The following is a 20233-nucleotide window of genomic DNA, read 5'->3' as shown; positions in this document are numbered from 1 at the left end:
ACACACAAACCTTATAGATTTTTAAAACCTGTAAGGTTTAGATACGGACTAATTAATTTCCAAATGCTAAAATTACAGCACCAGTAATTAATAAGTTTACCAATGCCATTGGAATTAAAGTTTTCCAACCCAAGTGCATTAATTGGTCATATCTAAATCTTGGAAGCGTCCATCTGATCCACATGAAGATCAAAATTCCGATTACCGTTTTAGTTAAGAATGCTACGATACTCAAGATACCTGCAGTGTTTTCACCCCAGTGCTGAGTTACCCATTCAATTCCAGGGTAATTGTATCCTCCGAAGAAAAGAACTACCATGAACGCGTTAGAAATAAACATATTTACATATTCACCGAACATATACAACCCTAACTTCATTGATGAATATTCTGTAGAATATCCTGTTACCAATTCAGATTCACATTCCGGTAAATCGAACGGGTGTCTGTTTGTTTCTGCTAAAGCCGCTACAAAGAAAACTAAGAAAGCAATCGGCTGGTAGAAAATGTTCCAGTTAAGACCAGAAACCCAAGGAATGAATCCCCAAAGTTTTCCGGTGGTCTGGCTTTCCGTGATTTCTTTTAAATCTAAACTTCCTGTCATCATAATGATAGAAAGTAATGCTAATCCCATTGCCAACTCATAAGAAATCATCTGAGAAGAAGCACGGATTGCACCTAATAATGAATATTTGTTATTCGAAGCCCAACCTCCGATCATAATTCCATATACACCAATTGAAGCCATTCCGATGATGAAAAGTACCCCAACATCAATATTTGCTACTTGTAAATCGTAAGAAACTCCACCAAAATTCAAGGTTTTACCCCAAGGAATAACCGCTCCTGTAATTAATGAAATAAACATTACCAAAGCCGGACCTAATACGAAAAGGAACTTTTCTGCATTGGCAGGTGTGAAATCTTCTTTGAAGAAGAACTTTCCACCGTCAGCAAGAGGCTGCAGCAATCCGAAAGGCCCTGCTCTGTTCGGACCAATTCTATCCTGCATGATAGAGGCAACTTTTCTTTCTGCCCAAGTAGAGTAGGCTGCAATCGTTAACGAAAGCAAGAAAAGCGCTAGTACAAGTATAAGTTTAAATGTAAGTAAATCCATTTTTATTTTTATAGATGTTAGATATTAGAGATTTTGAAGATGGAAGTCAAGCTTTTCATTTTCAAATTAGCTCATTATCAAATTTTCAAATTATTTTTCGTCTTTTTCACTGATTTCTTTAGCCGTTGGATTGTCTAAAACTCTTAGCTCATCCTTTGGTTTTTCGTAGTGATTCAATGAAATAACTGAATGTCTGTCGATGTGTCTAGGACCTTCGATATTCCAGTCTGATAATGATTTTCTTTCGAAACGGCAAGTATCACAGATAAACTCTTCAACTTCTCCCCACTGATCTTTTCTGGCTGTAACTCTTGAAATTTCATCACCTTTCATCCAAACCGTAGCTTTTCCAGAACACTTATCACATTTACAAGTAGCATTCATTGGTTTTGTAAACCAAACTCTGCTTGCAAAACGAGAAGTTCTGTCTGTTAATGCTCCAACCGGACAAACGTCAATTACGTTTCCAATGAAGTCATTGTCTAAAGCTTTATTTAAATAAGTAGAAATTTCAGCGTGATCTCCTCTGAACAAAATTCCGTGCTCTCTTTCACCAGTTAACTGGTTTGCAGCCAATACACATCTTGCGCAAAGAATACAACGGTTCATATTCAGTTTGATGTGCGGACCAAGATCATCTGCTTCGTAAGTATTTCTTTCAAATTCTGTTCTTGTCTGAAGATTTCCGTGTTCGTAACCTAAATCCTGAAGATGACATTCTCCGGCCTGATCACAAACAGGGCAGTCTAACGGGTGATTGACCAATAAAAACTCAGTCACCGCTTTTCTCCCTTCCTGAGCTTTTTCAGAAGTAAGATTTTTTACTTCCATACCATCCATTACGTTGGTTCTGCAGCTTGCAACCAATTTTGGCATAGGACGAGGATCTGCTTCTGATCCTTTAGAAACTTCTACAAGACAAGTTCTACATCTTCCTCCACTGGTTTCCAATTTGCTGTAGTAGCACATTGCAGGAGGTACAGATTTTCCACCGATTTGTCTGGCAGCTTCCAAAATAGAAGTTCCAGGCATAACTTCGGTAGTCTGTCCGTCTATAGTTATTTTGAATTTTTTAACCTCTTCGCTCATATTCTATGCTTTCGCTTAAGCTGTGTTAAAGCTTTTCGCTATATTTTAATTATACTTCTTTGTATTAAATGTATATCCGATTCCTGCAAGAACTTGTCCGAAAACAAAATCCTGACGAGCTTTGTCCGGCTTATTATTCAATGTAGTTTTTATATCCCACATATTGATATATCCTGCTTTTACTTCTGCTCTCAACATCCAGTTTTTCCAGAAAACCAAGTTTAAACTTGATCTAAGATCGGCTCCCATCCCGGCAACATGAAAACGGTCGCTTCTTTCATTTCCAAAAAGCTTGATATTACTTTTCGGAAACATTACCCCAAGTCCGGCTCCATAAGACCATACCAAATCTACATTCTTTTTATGAACCAGATTTTTATATTTTTCAAGACCTAAGTTCTCATAATTAAGTCCGTCTGTATGCTCAAAAGTAAGAAACTGTTCATCAGCTAAATTTACCTGCCCATTCTGTACCATCGCTGCATATTTCGGATCTGAAATTGTTCCTGAAAAATCAACCGTCTGGTTTTGTTTCATTACATATTTCATGTGATCGATTCCTAACACAATAGCCAAATCATCTTTAATAAAATATCCGACTCTGAAATTATACTGCGTTACGGTAAACCAACTTGGATCAAAATAAACAATTCCAAATTTTGTAGGCTTATCTCTTGCAGATACATTATTCAGCTGAAAATCATAACCGTTTCCACTGAAATGAATATCCGAGTTGCTAAAAGCTCCTCTGTTCCAACCAAAGAAAACGAACATCTGTCCTTTTTTGCTTAAAGGAAGAGGCTTTTCTTTCTTTTCAGCTTTATATGGAGTAACCTCCAATTTATATTCTTTTTCTACTGTATCTTTTTTGACTTGTCCAAAGGCAATCCCCGACATCAATATACCGGCTACCAATAAATTTTTCATTCTAAGCATTATTTTCAACAGCCGGAATTGGATCTGCATAATGTGCCAATCCGTAATTTTGTGTCTGAGACAATTCAGGGTTTTTAATATGCCATTCGAACTCATCTCTGAAATGACGAATCGCTGCTGCAACCGGCCAAGCTGCTGCATCACCCAATGGACAAATTGTGTTTCCTTCAATCTTTCTCTGGATATCCCAAAGCAGATCGATATCTTCCATTTTTCCTTCTCCTTTCTCGATTTTCTTTAAAATCTTGTACATCCATCCCGTTCCTTCACGGCAAGGAGTACATTGTCCGCAACTTTCGTGATTGTAAAATCTCGCCAAAGTCATGGTATGTTCTACAACACACTGATCTTCATCCAAAACGATGAAACCTCCTGAACCCATCATTGTTCCGGTAGCGAAACCACCGTCTGCTAATGATTCATAGTTCATATATCTTGGTTCTCCGTTTACGGTTCTTAATAATAAATTCGCAGGAACAATCGGCACAGAGCTACCTCCCGGAATACAAGCTTTCAGCTTTTTACCGTTTGGAATTCCTCCGCAATATTCATCAGAATAAATAAATTCTTCTACCGTAATGGTCATGTCGATCTCGTAGACTCCCGGTTTGTTGATGTTTCCACAAGCAGAAATTAATTTCGTACCTGTAGATCTTCCCACTCCGATTTTAGCATATTCTGCTCCTGTAATATCAATGATTGGAACGATTGCCGCGATAGATTCAACGTTATTTACAACCGTTGGTCTTTCCCAAAGTCCTTTTACAGCTGGGAATGGCGGTTTTAATCTTGGGTTTCCTCTTTTACCTTCAAGAGATTCAAGCAATGCAGTTTCTTCACCGCAAATATATGCTCCACCACCTCTTTGAACGTAAATTTCACAATCGAAACCTGTTCCTAAAATATTTTTACCTAAAAATCCTGCTGCCTTAGCTTCTTCAATGGCTTCTTCCAAAATATCCGGAATCCAAGAATATTCTCCACGGATATAGATATAAGAAACATTTGAACCTAAAGTATAGGACGAAATTAACATTCCTTCAATTAATAAATGAGGAAGAAATTCCATCAGATATCTGTCTTTGAAAGTTCCCGGTTCAGATTCATCGGCATTTACGACTAAGTGTCTTGGAACGCCTTCCGGTTTTGCCAAAAAGCTCCATTTCATTCCCGTTGGGAATCCTGCTCCACCACGTCCACGAAGTCCTGAAACTTTTACTTCTTCAAGAATTTCTTCGGGTGTCATTTTCAAGGCTTTTTCTGCTGCAGTATAACCCCCCTGCTTACGGTAGGTTTCAAAGTAGCGGATACCTTCTATATGTGCGTCTTTAAGTAAAAGTTTTTTACTCATTTTAATATGCTTATTGCAATTGGCTTTTGGCTTCTTGCATTTATTTGTTAAAATTTAAATTAACTTAAAATCCGAGATTTTAAATTGTTGTTAGCCCAAATCAACCTGTCCTTCTCTGCAAAGATCAAGGATTTCGTCTACTTTTTCTATTGTTAAATTTTCATGAAAGAATTTTCCTAACTGCATCATTGGAGCATATCCACAAGCACCAAGACATTCAGCAGGCTTTAAGGTAAACATTCCGTCTTCTGTAGTCTGTCCGTCCTTAATGTTCAGTTTGGTTCTGATATGATCCAGAATTTTTTCGCTCCCGCAAACCATACAAGGTCCCGTTCTGCAAACTTCCAAAACATATTTACCAACCGGCTTCATGTTGAACATCGTATAGAAAGTTGCTACTTCATATACTTCAATTGGCTTAATACTTAATAATCCCGCAACATAATCCATCACAGGAACGTCTAACCATCCTCCGAATTCTTTCTGTGCTATGTGTAGAACAGGAAGAAGAGCAGATTTTTGTCTTCCTTCAGGATATCTTGCGATAATTTTGTGTACCTGTGCTAAACTTTCCGGTTTAAAAGCTATTGTTTCGCTCATTTTATTTTATAGATTAAAGAACAAAGAATCAAGAGAAAAAGACTTTTTGATTCGTGATCTAAATTCAATTTTATTTATTTTGAAGAAAGTCTTTATTCTTTCCTCTTTTTGTCTATTCTATTATGCGTCTAATTCTCCCGCAATGATATTCATACTACACATGGTTACAATCGCATCAGAAATTACAGAACCTGTAATCATCTCCGGATAGGCTTGGTAGTAGATAAAACATGGTCTTCTGAAGTGTAATCTGTAAGGGCTTCTTCCACCATCACTCACTAGATAGAATCCTAATTCTCCGTTTCCACCTTCTACAGCGTGGTAAACTTCACCTTTCGGCACATCAGTTTCTCCCATTACGATTTTGAAATGGTAAATCAATGCTTCCATTTTCTGATATACATCTGCCTTTTCAGGAAGATAGAAATCAGGAACATCCGCATGGAATGGCCCTTCAGGAAGGTTGTCGTATGCTTGGTTGATAATTTTAAGTGATTCCCAGATTTCCTGTTGACGAACCATGAAACGGTCGTAAGTATCTCCTGATGTTCCCACAGGGATGATAAAGTCGAAATCTTCGTAAGATGAATAAGGCTGTGCAACTCGTACATCATAATCTACACCTGCTGCACGTAAGTTTGGACCTGTGAAACCATAGCTTAATGCTCTTTCTGCAGAAATTGCTCCTGCTCCGATGGTTCTGTCCATGAAAATTCTGTTTCTTTCTAGTAAAGTACAGAATTCTTTGAATCTTGCTGGGAAAGTTTTAAGGAAATCCTTTAATAACTCATGGAATTTTGGAGTGAAATCTCTTTCAAAACCTCCGATTCTTCCCATATTGGTAGTCATTCTCGCTCCGCAGATCTGTTCATACATATCATAAATACGTTCTCTTTCGATGAACATATAAGTAAGACCAGTAATTGCTCCCGAGTCCATCCCGGTTACACCGTTACAGATAAGGTGATCACCAATTCTTGCTAATTCCATTAAAATAACACGCATATAATCTACACGCTTTGGAACTTTAACTCCGATTAGCTTCTCAACTGTCATGTGCCAACCTAGGTTGTTGATAGGTGCAGAACAGTAATTCATACGGTCAGTAAGGGTAGTGATCTGAGAGTAGTTTCTTCTTTCAGAAATTTTCTCAAATGCTCTATGGATGTATCCAACAGTCTGTTCAGCGTGAAGGATTCTTTCTCCGTCCATCGTTAAGATATTCTGGAAAATCCCGTGCGTTGCAGGGTGAGTGGGTCCTAAATTGAGGGTGTATAACTGACCGTCAATCTGTTCCTTACTTTCGTACTGGTTTAGTATATTAGATAATGAGTTATCTTTCATAATATATAATTGATAATTGATAGGCGATAATTGATAATAAACCAATTATCATTAATCATTTATATTTTTTATCTTCCGAACATACTATCGTTCTTGTCGGTTCTTGTTCCGTCTTCCAAACGATATTCTTTCAACATTGGGTGGTATCCAAGATCTTCCATATTTAGAATAGGTCTAAGATCAGGATGTCCTTTAAATTTAATTCCGTAGAAATCATACGTTTCTCTTTCCATCCAGTTAGCTCCGGCATATAATTCCACTAAAGAATCTACCTCGATATTTTCTCTGGACATAAAGATTTTCAGACGCAATCTGAAGTTAGCCATCATATTATGCAGGTGATAAACCACACCGATTTCCTTCTCAGGGTATTCCGGGTAATGGATTCCACAAATATCTGTAAGGAAATTAAATTCCAGTGATGAATCTCTAAGATAATGAATAATCTTCTTGATATCTTCTTTCTTCACTTCGATAGTCAACATTCCATAAGGCTCTGAACTCGCGATTACAGACTCCGGAAATTCTCTTGTGATTGCTTCTAATACAAATTCGTTTGTCATTTCCGTTAGTTGCTAATGTTGTAAGAATCTAATAATTTTTGATATTCAGGCATGTCTCTTCTTCTGATGCTTTCGCTTTCTGCCAAAGCCTGAACCTGCATTACACCTTCGATAATCTGCTCCGGTCTTGGAGGACATCCCGGAACGTAAACGTCTACAGGGATAATTTTATCGATACCCTGTAATACAGAATAAGTATCAAAAATACCACCGCTGGAAGCACAAGCTCCAACTGCAACCACCCATTTCGGCTCTGCCATCTGAGTGTAAACTTCTTTTAGGACTGGTCCTAATTTCTTAGATATAGTTCCACAAACCATCAGCATATCTGCTTGTCTTGGTGAGAAAGAGTTTCTTTCCATACCAAATCTTGAAGCATCATACGTCGGGTTCAGGGTAGCCATAAACTCGATACCACAACAAGAGGTTGCAAAAGGCAACGGCCAAAGTGAAAACTTTCTGGCCATCCCGATTACACTGCTCAGTTTCGTTGCGAAAAACCCTTCTCCTTCAAATCCTTCCGGAGCCGGTGCATCTGTTTTTATTACTGGTTTGTTATCTGACATTTTAGTAGATTTTAGATTTTAAATTTTAGATTCTAAATTATTGTTAATCTTAACTTTAATTAAAAACCACCATCTAAAATTTGTAATTTAAAATTTATAATTTCTCTTATTTATCCCAATCGAGTGCGCCGCGTTTCCATACATAGAAAAATGCCATGAAGAAAATTGCTACGAACATCAATACTGCCAAGAATCCTTCCATTCCGAATTCTCTGAAGTTGACTGCATAAGGATAAAAAAATACGATTTCAATATCGAATAATACGAATAGTACCGCTGTCAAAAAATATTTGATCGAAAACGGTGTTCTTGCATTTCCTTCTACCGGGGCACCACATTCCCAGCTTTGGTTTTTAACAGAATTTCCTTTTTTCTGTTTTGGACCTAAAAAATGTGCTCCAAGCAAAGAAACGGCTACGAATCCTATCGCAACACCTGCCTGTATAAGGATCGGAATATAACTTTCAGGTAAATTCATTTTTACATTATTATCTCAATTTGCAAATTTAGCGAATAAACAAGAAAGCATGAAATTTATCAGCTTTAAAATAGGATGAAAATAGGAAAAACTGATAATTTAGAATCAATAAAAATAGCGTTTATTTTTTCATTTTTTTAAGGAGAGAAAAGGCCATAAAAGAGATATAACCAAATAAAACACTTGCATACATTATGTTAACTACAGTATTTGTTCTGTCGTCTTCTATCCTGAAAAATAAATTATAAACAATAAATCCGGCGATTAAAATGGCGAAAATAATAAGATGTGGTTTCATGTAGAGATACTAGAGATTAAAAGATTGTTTTGTCTATTAATTATCACCAATATGTAAAGAATAGGTTCTTCTTCTTTTATGATTCACGGGGTTGTAATCTTGCCAAAGAACCTGAACACTCTTATTTTCTTCTAATTCGGGGTTGGTCTCGGCAAAATCAATTCCCATGCTTGTAAATCTTACGAAAATTTCTTTAAAGATAATAGCAGTTACGCCACGTCTTTGATATTCAGGGTGAATTCCGATAAGATAAAAATTAGCACGGTCGTTCTTCTTGCTTGCCTGTAAAAAATGCCACCATCCGAAAGGAAATAATTTCCCTTTTGACTTCTGTAATGCTTTTGAATAAGAAGGCATTGTGATGGCGAAAGAAACAAGCTCATTGTTTTCATCAACTACACAGATTACATAGTTTTTGTCAATAAAAGGAAAATATTTCTCTTTGTAAGTCTGTATTTGTTCTTCAGAAATAGGAGTGTAGGTGGAAAGATGCTTATAAGTTTCATCCAATAGTTTGAACATTGGCTCAACGAAAGGTAAGATCTCTTCTTTGGAATTGAAATGCAATACTTTGAGTTTGTATTTTTGAGCAATCAAACCACTGAATTTTTCAACTTTTTCCGGTAAAACTTTCGGGAAATTCATTTCAAACTCTACCCATTCTTTTTCTTTGGTTAAGCCAAGCTCTTCAAGATGTTTAGGGTAATATTCATGATTGTAAATTCCGATCATTGTTGCTAGTTTTTCAAACCCCATGGTAAGCATTCCTGCTTTGTCAAGGTTTGTGAAACCCATTGGTCCCTCTATTTTGTCTATGTTGTTTTCTTTGGCATAGTCTATTGCCTTTTGAATTAAGGCTTTAGAAACTTCTTTATCATCGATAAAATCAATCCATCCAAAACGTACTTTTTTGATTCCTAATTCCTTCTCTTCTTTATGATTGATAATTACAGCAATTCTTCCAACTACTTTATTGTCTTTTATAGCAAGGTATTGTTTCGATTCAGAGTAATTTAGGGCCGGATTTTCTTTAACATCCCAGGTTTTATATTCGTCTTTAATGAAAGAAGGAACATAATAAGGATTGTTTTTATAAAGATCCATAGGAAATTTGACAAATTGTTTTAATTCCTTTTGGTTTTTTACTTCAATGACTGAAACTTTAGACATAGCTTTGGAAGGTAATTTAATGAGCAAATATAAATATTTAAATATAATACTTTGGCATAGTTTTTACAGCAAAATAGTAAAAAAACACATTTAAAATCTAATAAAATGATTGGTTATTACATTATTATCGGTATCTCAATGCTGGTAAGTTGTTGGGTTTCATCGAGATTGAAATCAAAATTTGCATATTATTCCAATGTGCATCTTCAAAACGGACTTTCCGGAAAGGAAGTCGCAGAGAAGATGTTAAGAGATAACGGGATTACGGATGTTCAGGTAATTTCAGTTCCAGGACAATTAACAGATCACTATAATCCTGAAAATAAAACAGTAAATCTTTCTGAAGGTGTTTACATGCAGAGAAATGCGGCTGCAGCAGCGGTTGCAGCTCATGAATGTGGTCACGCCGTTCAACATGCTAAAGGGTATTCAATGCTTCAGTTACGTTCAAAATTGGTTCCTGTGGTAAGTATAAGTTCTAATCTGATGCAGTTTGTTCTTATTGCAGGGATTATGATTATGGCAGCAACGCGAACAATTGATAATCCTTCGGGAAACAGACTGGTATTAGGAATTGGTGTTCTGATGTTTGCTTTTACTACATTGTTTGCCTTTGTAACACTTCCGGTGGAATATGACGCAAGCAACAGAGCAATGAAATGGCTGAAAGATACAGGAACAGTGACTTCCGAAGAATATGTGGGCGTTCAGGACAGTTTAAAATGGGCGGCAAGAACTTATGTAGTTGCGGCGATTGGTTCACTGGCGCAGCTTCTTTACTGGGCATCTCTGTTTATGGGCGGAAGAAGAGACTAGATTTTATATTAAGTTACATAGATATCACCTTAGAGAATTTCTGAGGTGTTTTTATTATCTGAAAATCGAAAAAATACGGAATTGCAATTTGTTAAATTTAAACTTTATATTCTACGAACTGTAAATTGTTTAAAGTTTCTGAAATTTCATCTTTATGCTTTAATTTTATTTTCGCTACAATAGATGCTTTTTCTTGTGAATCGAAATTGATGATTCTGGCGTCAAATTTAGACAGCAAAGTGAAAATAATATTCTGCTGATTAAAATTAAATAGAATTTCAATATCAGTTTCCAGTTCTTTAGTTATGATATCTGCTTCTTCTAAAGTGATTTTTGCAGATTCTTTATAAGCCTTTACCAAACCGGAAACTCCGAGTTTTGTACCGCCATAGTAGCGGACAGAAATTACCAAAACATTGGTGATCTCATGAGCGAGTAATTGATTGTATATTGGCAAACCTGCACTTCCGGAAGGTTCTCCGTCATCATTTGCACGATAGTTTTCACCATTCAGTCCCATTCTGAAAGCGTAACAATGATGCGTTGCTTTTGGATGCTCTGTTCTTATTTTTTCTAAAGCATTCTTCAGCTCTTCTTCATTAGTAACAGGGAAGGCGAATCCGATGAATTTGCTTCCTTTTTCTTTTAATAAAGTGTTTTCTATTGGGCTTGCTATGGTTTTATATTCAAACTGCATGTTTTATCCTTCTCTTTTGTAAAATTCAATTGAGTTGTCTCTGAAATTTTCGGTTTTATAAGGTTTAAAATTTAAATCAGGAGCCTGAGTTCCGTTTTCGAGTTTCAGATGACCATTTTTAATAACTACAGCTTCGTCCCAAAGATTCGCATTGATGAATTGTTGTAAAGTAAATCTTCCGCCTTCAATAATGACGGATTGAATCTGTTCCTTGTATAAAGCATACATTAAATCGGATAAGAAATTTTCTTTCTCAATTCTGATGAAATGAATATTCTCTTTGGTTTCTTCTTTTGTAGTATTAAATACTAAAGTTTTAGCTTCAGTATTGTAAATGCTGAAATCTTGAGGAACTTTCAAATCAAAATCAATTAAAATCCTTACAGGATTTGTTCCCTGCACATTTCTTACCGTTAAACTGGGGTTGTCATTCAATGCAGTTTGTGTTCCTACTAAAATAGCATGTTCATTTGCTCTTAACTGATGAACGAATTGGTTGACTAAGGCATTAGAAATAGAAGTGGGTTTGAAATCTTTGTCTAAAAATCCATCTCCGGATTCTGCCCATTTTAGAATAATATAAGGTCTTTTCTTTTCGTGATAGGTAAAAAAACGTTTGTTGAGTTCAATACATTCTTTTTCTAAAATTCCGGAAACGGCTTCAATACCTGCATCCTGAATGATCTTTTTACCTTTTCCGTTTACTTTATCGTGAGAATCCATTGCACCGATAACTACTTTTTTGAATCCGAGTTCTTTAATCTTTAAGGCACATGGCGGAGTTTTCCCATAATGAGCACAAGGCTCTAAAGAAACATAAATGGTAGATTCAGGAATCAGGGTTTTATCTTTTACTGAATTGATGGCATTGATCTCGGCATGGGGTTCTCCGGCTTTATGATGATAGCCTTCACCGATAATTTTTCCGTTATGAACAATTATACTACCTACCAAAGGATTGGGGTAGGTGTTGCCGATCGCTTTTTGAGCCAGTTCAATACATCTTCTGATATAAAATTCGTCTTGCATAGGAAAGAAAAAAGCGAAGACAAATGGCTTGGCTCCGCTTTTTAGATTTTTTTATAAGTTTATTCTCCGGCAATAATGCTGTGAAGATTCTGTCTTAAAGTTTCTAAATGAGCTTTTTTCTGGTCAATCGTATCGAAAGTATCTTTCAGTAGAGGGTTTTCTCTTGATGGCTTGTTGAAAAATGCTAAGTTGTTCTCCAATTTTACAATTTCAGCTTCAAGATCAGAGATCTGGCTCTTGATTTTTCTAGCTTTGTCTGTAAGCTGGTTTTCGGAAAGACCTTCTTCTTTAAGTTCCAGTTCGTTGATCTTATTCAGTTTTAACTTTTCTCTCAACGCTTTGTTGAACTCTGAATTGATTGAAATTTTCTCTCTTGGAACTTTTCCTATATTATTCCAAGCGGTTTTAATCGCTTCAATCTTTTCGATGCTGCCATCTTCATCTGTAACGGTTTTCAGCTCTTCAAGAAGTTCTTTTTTATGTTTGTAATTTTCTTTCCAGTTATCGGTAGAAGTATTACTTTTTTCTCTGTAGTTGTTGAAGAATGTATTACAGGCATCACGGAATTCATCCCAGATCTTATTGGTCATACTTTTTGGAACGTGGCCAATTTTCTTCCAGTCTTCCTGAAGCTTCTTAAATAATGGTACAGCAATGTCCCATTCTTCATTGTTCATATTGTCTTTAGCAGTCTGAATCAGTTTAAGCTTTTCTTCCAGATGACTCTGCTGAGAACCTTTTAATGATTTATAGTAATTATTCTTCGTTGTGTTGAAATTTCTTAATGTCGTTTTGAAATCATTCCAGTTTTGATTGGATAGTTTTCTTGGGACACTTCCGGTTTTCAGGAAGTCAGAACGAAGATCTTCTACTTTTCGGATGGCATTTTGCCAGTAATTATGGTTAGAAGCTTCTGCAGCTTCAGAAAGTTTCTTTATTTCAGCAATGATCTGATTTTTCTTTTCCAGATTAATGGTTTGTTCAGATTCTATGGCAGCTGATAATTCTGATTTTCTTTCGTGTATTTTATTGGAAATTTCTTTAAATTCTTCCCAGGTTTTTTCACGGAATTCTTCTGCAACAGGTTCAGCTTCTTCTTTCCAAAGTTTGTGAAGATACTGAAGCTCGTTCAGTGCTTTCTGGATTACAGGTTCGTTTTCCAGTTCTTTTGCACGTTCTATGATGTGCTGTCTTTTTTCAAGATTGTGGCTGTATTCCTGTTCAAGAAACTCTTTATTTAAATCCAGCATCTGATAAAACTGATTCAGATGGTGGAAATAATTATTGTTAAGAATTTTGAATTCAGATTTAGCAACCTGCCCGGCTTTAGACCATTCTTCTTTTATTTCACGGATTGATTTAAACAGATTGGTTCCCGGTTCAGAATTGGTATATAGATTTTTAAGTCTTTCAATGATATTCTGACGGTGGTCAAGACTTTTCTTTTGCTCTTCTTCCTGACCTTTTTGGTAAGAATCATGCTTCTCTCTGAAGATATTGACTAAAGCAGAAAGTCTAGATTGGGAAGGATGCTCGTAGCTGAAATTTTCAGGAGCATTTCCTGTTTCTACATATTCATGTTTTTTATCTTCTATCTCATCATGAATGTAGTGGCTTGCTTTTTCTTTTAAAATGTTGAATTTTTTGAAGTTTTCACCAGCATTAGGTGTGTTGATGATTTTTTCCATTTCCTTTAAGGCGTCTGCCAAAGAAATTTCAACTTCTTCTTCCTGATCTTCTACAGACTCGGCATCTTCTTCATGAGGAGGCTCATGAGAAGAAACGGTTTCTTCCGATGTGTTCTGTTCAGATACTTCTTGAGCATTTTTCTTTTCTTCGTTTTCAGAAAGATTGTTTTCTGTAGTCATAGCAAGTCTTTTATGTGAGTGGCATTAATATCCTTTAAATATAGCAAAAAGCCAATTAAAACACTAATTTATGTTATTTTTTTTGAAAATTCCAAATTTCCCAAGCTTTTTCTGCCTGTTGTTCCAGCATATAATAGCCGTTCACTGTTTTTGCTCCTTTTTCAGATGCATTGATGATGAATTGGGTGTAGTTGGGATTGTAAATTAAGTCAATCACCAGATGATTTTTAGAAAGCCCGTCAAAAGGGAATTTCAGGCAGTCTTCTACATTAGGGAAAGTTCCGACTGGTGTACACTGAATGATGATCGGATGATTTTCAACCGTTTCTTTGTCTAAATTATCGAAATTGATTTTCGTACTTCTGGATACTGTAAGAGAAGGAATTCCGTGTTTACCAAGAACATATTCTACGGCTTTTGCGGCTCCTCCGTTTCCTAAAATAAGAGCTGAATTCTGGTGCGTTTTTTTATGAAGAAGCAATGTTTTTTCAAATCCGACTGCGTCAGTATTATAGCCTGTTTTTTTACCATCCTGAATTAAAACACAGTTGACAGCACCTATTTTTTGTGCTTCATCACTAAGTTCATCCAGATAATCAATAATCTTTTCTTTGTACGGAATGGTCACATTAAATCCTAAAAGATCAGGAGTGGAAAATAACTGTTCAACCTCATGAATCTCGTTTAAATCAAAAATGCTGTAAGAGAAGTCTTTGAGCATTAATTTCTGAAATTTATCTTCAAAGAATTTTTTTGAAAAAGAATACGAGATATTGCGTCCTATTAAGCCTAATTTTTTATTGGAAATCATACTTCAAAAATAAAAAAAAGACCGAGAAATTCGGTCTTTTATAAATTAATTTTGTTTTTTTATTCTACAATGAATTTAGCGATACTTACATCTGTTTTTAATAGATAAACTCCTTTAGATAAGTTTTTAAGGTTTATTTTGTTAGAGTTTTTAAAAGGATTGTGAATCACCTGGATCAGTTTTCCTGAAAGATCAATAATTTCTGCTTTGGAGATTTTGCTGATATTTTCACCTTTTACAAACAGTTCGTTATTTTTAACCGGGTTAGGATAGATACCGAACGCTTTGTCTTTTGACGTTTCTGATGTCGCTAAGCTGCTGTTATAGCAAGTCCAGCTTAAATCATCAATTGCCACTCTGTTTCCTGAAATTGGATTGATAAGTTTAATCGTAACATTTCCGCTTACGTTGATGTTGTTGATCGTGTATGTTCCTGCTGTTGCACCATAAGGAATTGTCCCTACCTGAACACCATTTACTTCAAGGTTTAAAGCATTATCTGAACCTGTAAATTTCAGCTGAGTTTTTACCGTTAAGTTTTGAATACCTCCTGAAAGAGTAGAGCTTAATAAATAACCGTCTCTTATCGTAATTGCTTTTCCTGTGATCGTTTGATCTGTTCTTGCATCAGTTGCATTCCATGTAATTCCGTTATTCGTCCACGTTTGAGTAGCATAACTTGAAGCAGCAGCCGGAATGTTGCTGAAATCTTCAGTTCCGCAGCTTGCTCCTCCAGGTTGCCCTGCCAAAGTAGTTTCTGTTGCAGTATTGCTCTGTACAGATGAATTTCCTGCAGCATCTTTAGCAATAATATAGAATGTATAAGTCGTTAAAGGAGTTAATCCTTGTACTGTTGCAGTTGTTCCGGTAACAGTAGAGTATAATGTTCCGTTTGAGAAATAAATATCATAACCTGTTACTCCGATGTTGTCTGTAGCAGCAGTCCAGCTTAAAGAAATTGAATTACTTGTAGGGTTATTCGCTACTAAATTTGTCGCAGCTGTCGGAGCCTGAGTGTCAACAACCGGAGTTCCCCAGATCAGATCAACATATTCCGGGTGATCAATATATGGGTTTCTGTTTCCCTGATATACATAAGAAGCGTTATTTCTTCCGATTTCTGCAGGAGAAACAGGGTCTAATGTATTCCATGCCAATAATTGGTTAAGTTCCCAAGTCTGAAGTCCCGGGAAAGCTGAACCTCCCAACATATTTCCGGTACTGAATCCGGAAAGCTGTGTTTCGTATCGGGTTACAAAATAAAGAATCATTCTTGCAACATCACCTTTAAAAGCATCTACAGGTTCAAAAACAATTCCTGAATATCCGGGAGAAATAGAAGTTCCAAGTTTAGATCCGTTTAAAGAAGTGAAAGAAGCAGAACCTACTTTTCCGTAAGGATAGTTAGATCTCATTCCGTTTACCTTTCCATCAGTAGGTCTGATGAAATGAATGTCTGCAACCATAGGAGAATTACTGTTGAACAAGCTCTGAGGGACTACGTGCTCCCTGTTATAGCAGTTTCCTTCCGTACTGTAAGAACCACATTGGTTCGTTCCGTAAGTAAATGTATAGGGATCTGTACCATTCGCATTTTCTGAGTAAATGTCTAAGATTGTTCCGTCATTTTCGTAATAATAATCACGATCGGTTGTTTGGTAACCGCTCCAAAGTCCACCATACCCATGGTCGATGTGTCCATTGGTAATAATCAGATTAAGTTTGCTTTTCAAAGCAGCACCTGTAAGTCCTGTTGTTCCGTTGTAGTATCCTGTCGGAATTTGCGCAAATGCATTAATAAATGCAAATGAAAACAACAAAGAAAATAGTATTCGTTTCATTTTTTTAAATTGGGGGCGTAAAGGTACAAAAAAATGAAGTGTTATATATTAACTTTTAGTAATATAGTCTTTGCTTATTTTTGAGAAGAACCATGAAATAAGAATACCAAATACTGCAGCAGTGATCGCTACAATGATATAATTGTTCCCTACGATCTTAATGGGGAAAGGCAATGTTCCTATGGCTTTAAAGAATTCTGTATACTGCTGGAAATAGCATAAGACAGTCCCTAAAATTAATCCGGAAATAATTCCTAACACTACAATAAGAACTCCAGTATAGAAATATGTTTTTCTTAAATGAGCTAAAGGAAATCCAAGAGAAATTAATGAACGGGCCTGTTCTTTTTTATCAAGCTGAAGAATGATAATGGCTCCTGCAAGATTGAAAGTGGTAATAAAGATGACCAAAGCAAAAATCAGATAGATAAATAGTTTTTCAGTATTTATCATTTTCCAGAAGGCAGCATTTTCCTCTTCTTTGGTTTTTACTTCAACAGTTTTGCCAAGCTGTGAAACCAGACTTTGCTTTACCTGATCTGCGTTTTCAGGATTTTTAAGCTTAATCACAATTTGATAGGCAGATTGTTTGGGAAGATCCAAAAGTTCTTCTGTAAGCTCAATAGGAGCAATAATATAATTGTTAAGCTGGTCATTTCCCGGAAAAACCCCTGTAACGAAAATATTCTTTTTATTGTAGATGTCCTCTTCCTTATTAATAATACCTGTACCGGGCTTAGGCATAAAAACCGTAGCGAAATCCGAAGTAGAATCTACGGGAATGGAGAGTCTGTTTTTAAGAGAATGCTCCATAAGCACCTCATTAGAATATTTAAAGTTCGGATAAGTGCCGTAGAAAATACTTTTATCAATAGGATTTACCCTCGTATAGGCAGAATCTACTCCCCGTAAATAGGCAATGTCACCTTTGCCATTATAGTTAATGTAAACTTTCTCTTCTATAACTTTAGAAAAACCTGCAATGTCCTTGTTCTTTTTTAAAACACTTTCAGCCTGTTGTAAGTTCTTAATGGTCTTTCCTGAACTGCTTTTTATCGTAAGATCCGCATGCAGGTTGGCAATAAGGTCTTTGTTGAAATCTTCCAGTCCGGAAAAAACGGATATAATGACGAACATTGCAGTTACGGCTACCGTCATCGCTCCCACGGCAAGCCATGTAATAAAGGTAACGGCAGTACTCCCTTTTTTAGCTAAAAGGTATCGGGATGCGATATAAAATGCAATGTTCTTCAAAATGATTTATAAAACAGGATTGTCGCCTTCACCTCTTAGTTCTCTTTCCAGTTTTTCTACATCATCAAGAGTAGTGTCCAGGTAAAAATTAAGTTGAGGGATTACACGCACTTGTTTTGCCATTTTCTGGCCGATGAAATTTCTGTACTGAGCTTTATTCAGTTCTATTTCCTTCATAACGGCATTACGATGCTCCTGAGGGAAAATACTTAAATAGATTTTTGCAATACTCAAATCTGACGTTACTTTTACGTCAGAAACGGTTACTAAAATGTTTTGCTGGCTGTTGGCAGCCTGTTTGCGGAAAAGCTCTGCGAAGTCTTCCTGTATAATCTGTGCTACTTTTCTTTGTCTGTTACTTTCCATAAGTTCTGCAAATTTAGTACTTTTGTTTGAATTGGTACTTTGAAATTCGGAAGCAGTATCAAATTTACAATTTTAATTATTGATTAGTATTTATGAAGCTAGAACATATCGGTATAGCCGTAAAGTCTTTAGGAGTTTCAGATGAGCTCTTTGCTAAATTATTGGGAAAAGAATCCTATAAAAAAGAAACCGTGGAAAGGGAAGGGGTAGTAACTTCTTTCTATGAAACCGGAGAAAGTAAAATAGAGCTTTTGGAAGCCAGCAATCCGGAAAGTCCAATCTCAAAATTCATAGATAAAAAAGGAGAAGGCATCCATCATTTGGCATTCGGAGTAGAAAATATCTACGATGAAGTGAAAAGATTGAAAAATGAAGGCTTTCAGTTTATCTCTGAAGAACCGAAAGAAGGTGCTGATAACAAATTAGTTGTGTTCCTTCATCCTAAATCTACCAACGGAGTACTGGTAGAATTGTGTCAAGAAAAGCAATAAAAAATTTTGTAGTGAAGGAATTTTTGCTATTTTTGCAAACACAAAATTTAACCAAGTTTTGAGGTCCTATAGCTCAGTTGGTTAGAGCACCTGACTCATAATCAGGTGGTCCCTGGTTCGAGCCCAGGTGGGACCACTTTTAGAATCAAGCACTTACAGAAATGTAGGTGCTTTTTTGTATTGTAAAGCTATTTTACAATAGTTTACTATAAAGTTGAATTTTTAAATACTCAACATTTTATCAATTTTCAAATTAATTTGATTGTCTAAAAGGCATTCTATTAGGTGTACCATTTTTCTATTTTGGTGTACCATATTCTAAATTATAAATCAATGAATAACAATAAAATATCAATACTTTTTCTTTTGCAAAAAGTAAAAATAAATCAACAAGGAAAATGCCCTATAAGATGTAGGATTACATTCCAACAAGATAGGAAAGAGTTTTCTTTAGGATTATTCATAAGACCTAATTATTGGAATAACAAACAGCAGAAAGCTAAGCCACCTAATGAAGGAAATACTTTTATCAATTCCCAATTAAGCCTGATTAAGAATGAAATTAATCAGGCTTTTTTATTTCTACAGGTTAATGAAAAGATTTTTGATGTAGAAGATATTTTTTTACAATACAAAGGAGAAGCACCTAAAAAGAATAAAACAGTGCTTCAAGTTTTTAAAGAACATAATGATAAGTTAGAGAAGTTGGTTGGTAAAGATTATACAATAGGAACTCTGTGGAAATTTAAACAGGCTATGCAATTGATGAAAGACTATTTAAAGTACCAGTACCAGAAGAATGATTATCAGTTCAAGGATATGAATTTGAAGTTTATTCAAGATTATGAGTTTTACCTAAAATCTGAAAAGAACTTAGCTCTTGCAACTGTTAACAAAACAATACAAAGATTCAGAAGAATGATTAGAATAGCAATTTCAGAAGGAATAATTGATAAAGATCCCTTTATTCTTTATAGAGTTAAATTGATAAAGAAAGAGGTTGTATATCTTACTACAGAGGAACTTGAATCACTTGAAAAATATCAATTTTCACAATCTAGATTACAGCAAGTGGCTGATATGTTTATTTTCTGTTGTTACACAGGTTTGGCATACAATGAAATGTCAAACCTTGAAGCAAAACATATTGTTAAGGGATTTGATGGAAATTATTGGATTAAGATGATAAGAGAGAAAACACAAAAAGAAATCTCTATACCTCTTCTGTCTAAAAGTGCTAACATAATAGAGAAATATCAGGAAATTGGAAATGAAGTTAAAATATTACCTAAAATAAGTAATCAGAAATTCAACTCTTATTTGAAGGAAATTGCAGAGATAATTGGTATCCAAAAAAATCTTACTCATCATATTGCAAGAAAAACCTTTGCTACAACTGTTTTATTATATAATGATGTGCCTATAGAAATTGTAAGTGAGCTTTTAGGACATTCTAAAATTACCATTACTCAAGAACATTATGCTAAAGTAGTGAATAAGAAAGTTAGTGAACAAATGATAAAGCTTGGAAAGAAATTGAAAAGGTAG

Annotated in this window: 20 protein-coding genes and 1 tRNA gene; 4 read left to right on the top strand and 17 right to left on the bottom strand. The window is 35.6% G+C overall.

The features are described 5' to 3' along the window. Positions 1-52 precede the first annotated feature (52 nt). From nuoH to JI747_RS16370, 10 genes are all read right to left on the bottom strand, one after another. Positions 53-1117 (bottom strand): NADH-quinone oxidoreductase subunit NuoH, encoded by a 1065-nt coding sequence (gene nuoH / locus JI747_RS16415; RefSeq protein WP_225689953.1) that lies wholly within the window; start codon positions 1115-1117, stop codon positions 53-55. Between the two features lie 90 nt (positions 1118-1207). Next, a complete protein-coding gene (locus tag JI747_RS16410) occupies positions 1208-2206 on the bottom strand; it encodes a 2Fe-2S iron-sulfur cluster-binding protein (RefSeq protein ID WP_225689952.1) in 999 nt (332 codons plus the stop codon). A 45-nt stretch (positions 2207-2251) separates the two neighbouring features. Beyond that, a complete protein-coding gene (locus tag JI747_RS16405) occupies positions 2252-3133 on the bottom strand; it encodes a hypothetical protein (RefSeq protein WP_225689951.1) in 882 nt (293 codons plus the stop codon). Between the two features lies 1 nt (position 3134). Continuing rightward, positions 3135-4493: an NADH-quinone oxidoreductase subunit NuoF gene (gene nuoF, locus JI747_RS16400; RefSeq protein ID WP_225689950.1), complete on the bottom strand. Its 1359-nt coding sequence runs from the start codon at positions 4491-4493 to the stop codon at positions 3135-3137. A gap of 90 nt (positions 4494-4583) precedes the next feature. Further along, entirely contained in the window at positions 4584-5093 is a 510-nt protein-coding gene (locus JI747_RS16395) for an NADH-quinone oxidoreductase subunit NuoE family protein (protein ID WP_225689949.1), read from the bottom strand. Between the two features lie 120 nt (positions 5094-5213). Then, a complete protein-coding gene (locus JI747_RS16390) occupies positions 5214-6437 on the bottom strand; it encodes an NADH-quinone oxidoreductase subunit D (protein ID WP_039370407.1) in 1224 nt (407 codons plus the stop codon). 68 nt (positions 6438-6505) lie between these two features. Next, positions 6506-7000, bottom strand: coding sequence for an NADH-quinone oxidoreductase subunit C (locus JI747_RS16385; RefSeq protein ID WP_225689948.1), 495 nt, complete (start codon positions 6998-7000; stop codon positions 6506-6508). Between the two features lie 5 nt (positions 7001-7005). Next, on the bottom strand, positions 7006-7566 hold the full coding sequence (locus JI747_RS16380) for an NADH-quinone oxidoreductase subunit B (RefSeq protein WP_039370412.1): 561 nt from the start codon (positions 7564-7566) through the stop codon (positions 7006-7008). A gap of 106 nt (positions 7567-7672) precedes the next feature. Continuing rightward, positions 7673-8044 (bottom strand): NADH-quinone oxidoreductase subunit A, encoded by a 372-nt coding sequence (locus JI747_RS16375; protein WP_225689947.1) that lies wholly within the window; start codon positions 8042-8044, stop codon positions 7673-7675. A gap of 334 nt (positions 8045-8378) precedes the next feature. Continuing rightward, a complete protein-coding gene (locus tag JI747_RS16370) occupies positions 8379-9512 on the bottom strand; it encodes a GNAT family N-acetyltransferase (RefSeq protein WP_225689946.1) in 1134 nt (377 codons plus the stop codon). Positions 9513-9617: 105 nt separating this feature from the next. Between JI747_RS16370 and JI747_RS16365 the strand changes: the two genes are divergently transcribed. Continuing rightward, positions 9618-10328, top strand: a complete 711-nt coding sequence (locus tag JI747_RS16365; RefSeq protein WP_225689945.1) for a zinc metallopeptidase — start codon at positions 9618-9620, stop codon at positions 10326-10328. Between the two features lie 97 nt (positions 10329-10425). Here the strand turns inward: JI747_RS16365 and JI747_RS16360 are convergent, their stop codons facing one another. From JI747_RS16360 to rbfA, 7 genes are all read right to left on the bottom strand, one after another. After that, positions 10426-11025 (bottom strand): IMPACT family protein, encoded by a 600-nt coding sequence (locus tag JI747_RS16360; RefSeq protein ID WP_225689944.1) that lies wholly within the window; start codon positions 11023-11025, stop codon positions 10426-10428. A 3-nt stretch (positions 11026-11028) separates the two neighbouring features. Beyond that, the gene (ribD, locus tag JI747_RS16355) at positions 11029-12054 is read right to left on the bottom strand and encodes a bifunctional diaminohydroxyphosphoribosylaminopyrimidine deaminase/5-amino-6-(5-phosphoribosylamino)uracil reductase RibD (protein WP_225689943.1); all 1026 of its coding nucleotides are present in this window, start codon (positions 12052-12054) and stop codon (positions 11029-11031) included. 59 nt (positions 12055-12113) lie between these two features. Further along, a complete protein-coding gene (locus JI747_RS16350) occupies positions 12114-13922 on the bottom strand; it encodes a DUF349 domain-containing protein (protein WP_225689942.1) in 1809 nt (602 codons plus the stop codon). Between the two features lie 73 nt (positions 13923-13995). Then, entirely contained in the window at positions 13996-14733 is a 738-nt protein-coding gene (locus JI747_RS16345) for a shikimate dehydrogenase family protein (RefSeq protein WP_225689941.1), read from the bottom strand. Positions 14734-14792: 59 nt separating this feature from the next. Beyond that, positions 14793-16574, bottom strand: coding sequence for an endonuclease (locus JI747_RS16340; RefSeq protein ID WP_225689940.1), 1782 nt, complete (start codon positions 16572-16574; stop codon positions 14793-14795). A 48-nt stretch (positions 16575-16622) separates the two neighbouring features. Beyond that, a complete protein-coding gene (locus JI747_RS16335; protein ID WP_225689939.1) occupies positions 16623-17828 on the bottom strand; it encodes an ABC transporter permease in 1206 nt (401 codons plus the stop codon). Between the two features lie 6 nt (positions 17829-17834). Beyond that, on the bottom strand, positions 17835-18194 hold the full coding sequence (rbfA, locus tag JI747_RS16330) for a 30S ribosome-binding factor RbfA (protein ID WP_225689938.1): 360 nt from the start codon (positions 18192-18194) through the stop codon (positions 17835-17837). A 92-nt stretch (positions 18195-18286) separates the two neighbouring features. Here rbfA and mce point away from each other — a divergent pair, with 92 nt between their 5' ends. The 3 genes from mce to JI747_RS16315 all read left to right on the top strand — a co-directional run bounded on the left by mce (position 18287) and on the right by JI747_RS16315 (position 20233). After that, positions 18287-18685 carry a methylmalonyl-CoA epimerase gene (gene mce, locus JI747_RS16325; RefSeq protein ID WP_225689937.1) on the top strand — a complete coding sequence of 133 codons (399 nt, stop codon included), beginning with the start codon at positions 18287-18289 and terminating at the stop codon, positions 18683-18685. Between the two features lie 62 nt (positions 18686-18747). Then, positions 18748-18821: transfer RNA gene (locus tag JI747_RS16320), tRNA-Ile, on the top strand. A gap of 197 nt (positions 18822-19018) precedes the next feature. After that, positions 19019-20233, top strand: coding sequence for a site-specific integrase (locus tag JI747_RS16315; protein ID WP_225689936.1), 1215 nt, complete (start codon positions 19019-19021; stop codon positions 20231-20233).

Source organism: Chryseobacterium tagetis (assembly GCF_016735585.2).
GTDB lineage: Bacteria > Bacteroidota > Bacteroidia > Flavobacteriales > Weeksellaceae > Chryseobacterium > Chryseobacterium tagetis.
This window is presented reverse-complemented; position numbering and strand designations above follow the sequence as displayed.

Bases quoted from the DNA above. Each gene is read 5' to 3' on its own strand.
- ribD (WP_225689943.1), bottom strand. From the start codon at position 12,054: ATGCAAGACGAATTTTATATCAGAAGATGTATTGAACTGGCTCAAAAA.
- JI747_RS16395 (WP_225689949.1), bottom strand. From the start codon at position 5,093: ATGAGCGAAACAATAGCTTTTAAACCGGAAAGTTTAGCACAGGTACAC.
- JI747_RS16390 (WP_039370407.1), bottom strand. From the start codon at position 6,437: ATGAAAGATAACTCATTATCTAATATACTAAACCAGTACGAAAGTAAG.
- JI747_RS16360 (WP_225689944.1), bottom strand. From the start codon at position 11,025: ATGCAGTTTGAATATAAAACCATAGCAAGCCCAATAGAAAACACTTTA.
- JI747_RS16380 (WP_039370412.1), bottom strand. From the start codon at position 7,566: ATGTCAGATAACAAACCAGTAATAAAAACAGATGCACCGGCTCCGGAA.
- nuoH (WP_225689953.1), bottom strand. From the start codon at position 1,117: ATGGATTTACTTACATTTAAACTTATACTTGTACTAGCGCTTTTCTTG.
- JI747_RS16410 (WP_225689952.1), bottom strand. From the start codon at position 2,206: ATGAGCGAAGAGGTTAAAAAATTCAAAATAACTATAGACGGACAGACT.
- JI747_RS16315 (WP_225689936.1), top strand. From the start codon at position 19,019: ATGAATAACAATAAAATATCAATACTTTTTCTTTTGCAAAAAGTAAAA.
- JI747_RS16350 (WP_225689942.1), bottom strand. From the start codon at position 13,922: ATGACTACAGAAAACAATCTTTCTGAAAACGAAGAAAAGAAAAATGCT.
- mce (WP_225689937.1), top strand. From the start codon at position 18,287: ATGAAGCTAGAACATATCGGTATAGCCGTAAAGTCTTTAGGAGTTTCA.
- JI747_RS16385 (WP_225689948.1), bottom strand. From the start codon at position 7,000: ATGACAAACGAATTTGTATTAGAAGCAATCACAAGAGAATTTCCGGAG.
- JI747_RS16365 (WP_225689945.1), top strand. From the start codon at position 9,618: ATGATTGGTTATTACATTATTATCGGTATCTCAATGCTGGTAAGTTGT.
- nuoF (WP_225689950.1), bottom strand. From the start codon at position 4,493: ATGAGTAAAAAACTTTTACTTAAAGACGCACATATAGAAGGTATCCGC.
- JI747_RS16345 (WP_225689941.1), bottom strand. From the start codon at position 14,733: ATGATTTCCAATAAAAAATTAGGCTTAATAGGACGCAATATCTCGTAT.
- JI747_RS16340 (WP_225689940.1), bottom strand. From the start codon at position 16,574: ATGAAACGAATACTATTTTCTTTGTTGTTTTCATTTGCATTTATTAAT.
- rbfA (WP_225689938.1), bottom strand. From the start codon at position 18,194: ATGGAAAGTAACAGACAAAGAAAAGTAGCACAGATTATACAGGAAGAC.
- JI747_RS16405 (WP_225689951.1), bottom strand. From the start codon at position 3,133: ATGAAAAATTTATTGGTAGCCGGTATATTGATGTCGGGGATTGCCTTT.
- JI747_RS16375 (WP_225689947.1), bottom strand. From the start codon at position 8,044: ATGAATTTACCTGAAAGTTATATTCCGATCCTTATACAGGCAGGTGTT.
- JI747_RS16370 (WP_225689946.1), bottom strand. From the start codon at position 9,512: ATGTCTAAAGTTTCAGTCATTGAAGTAAAAAACCAAAAGGAATTAAAA.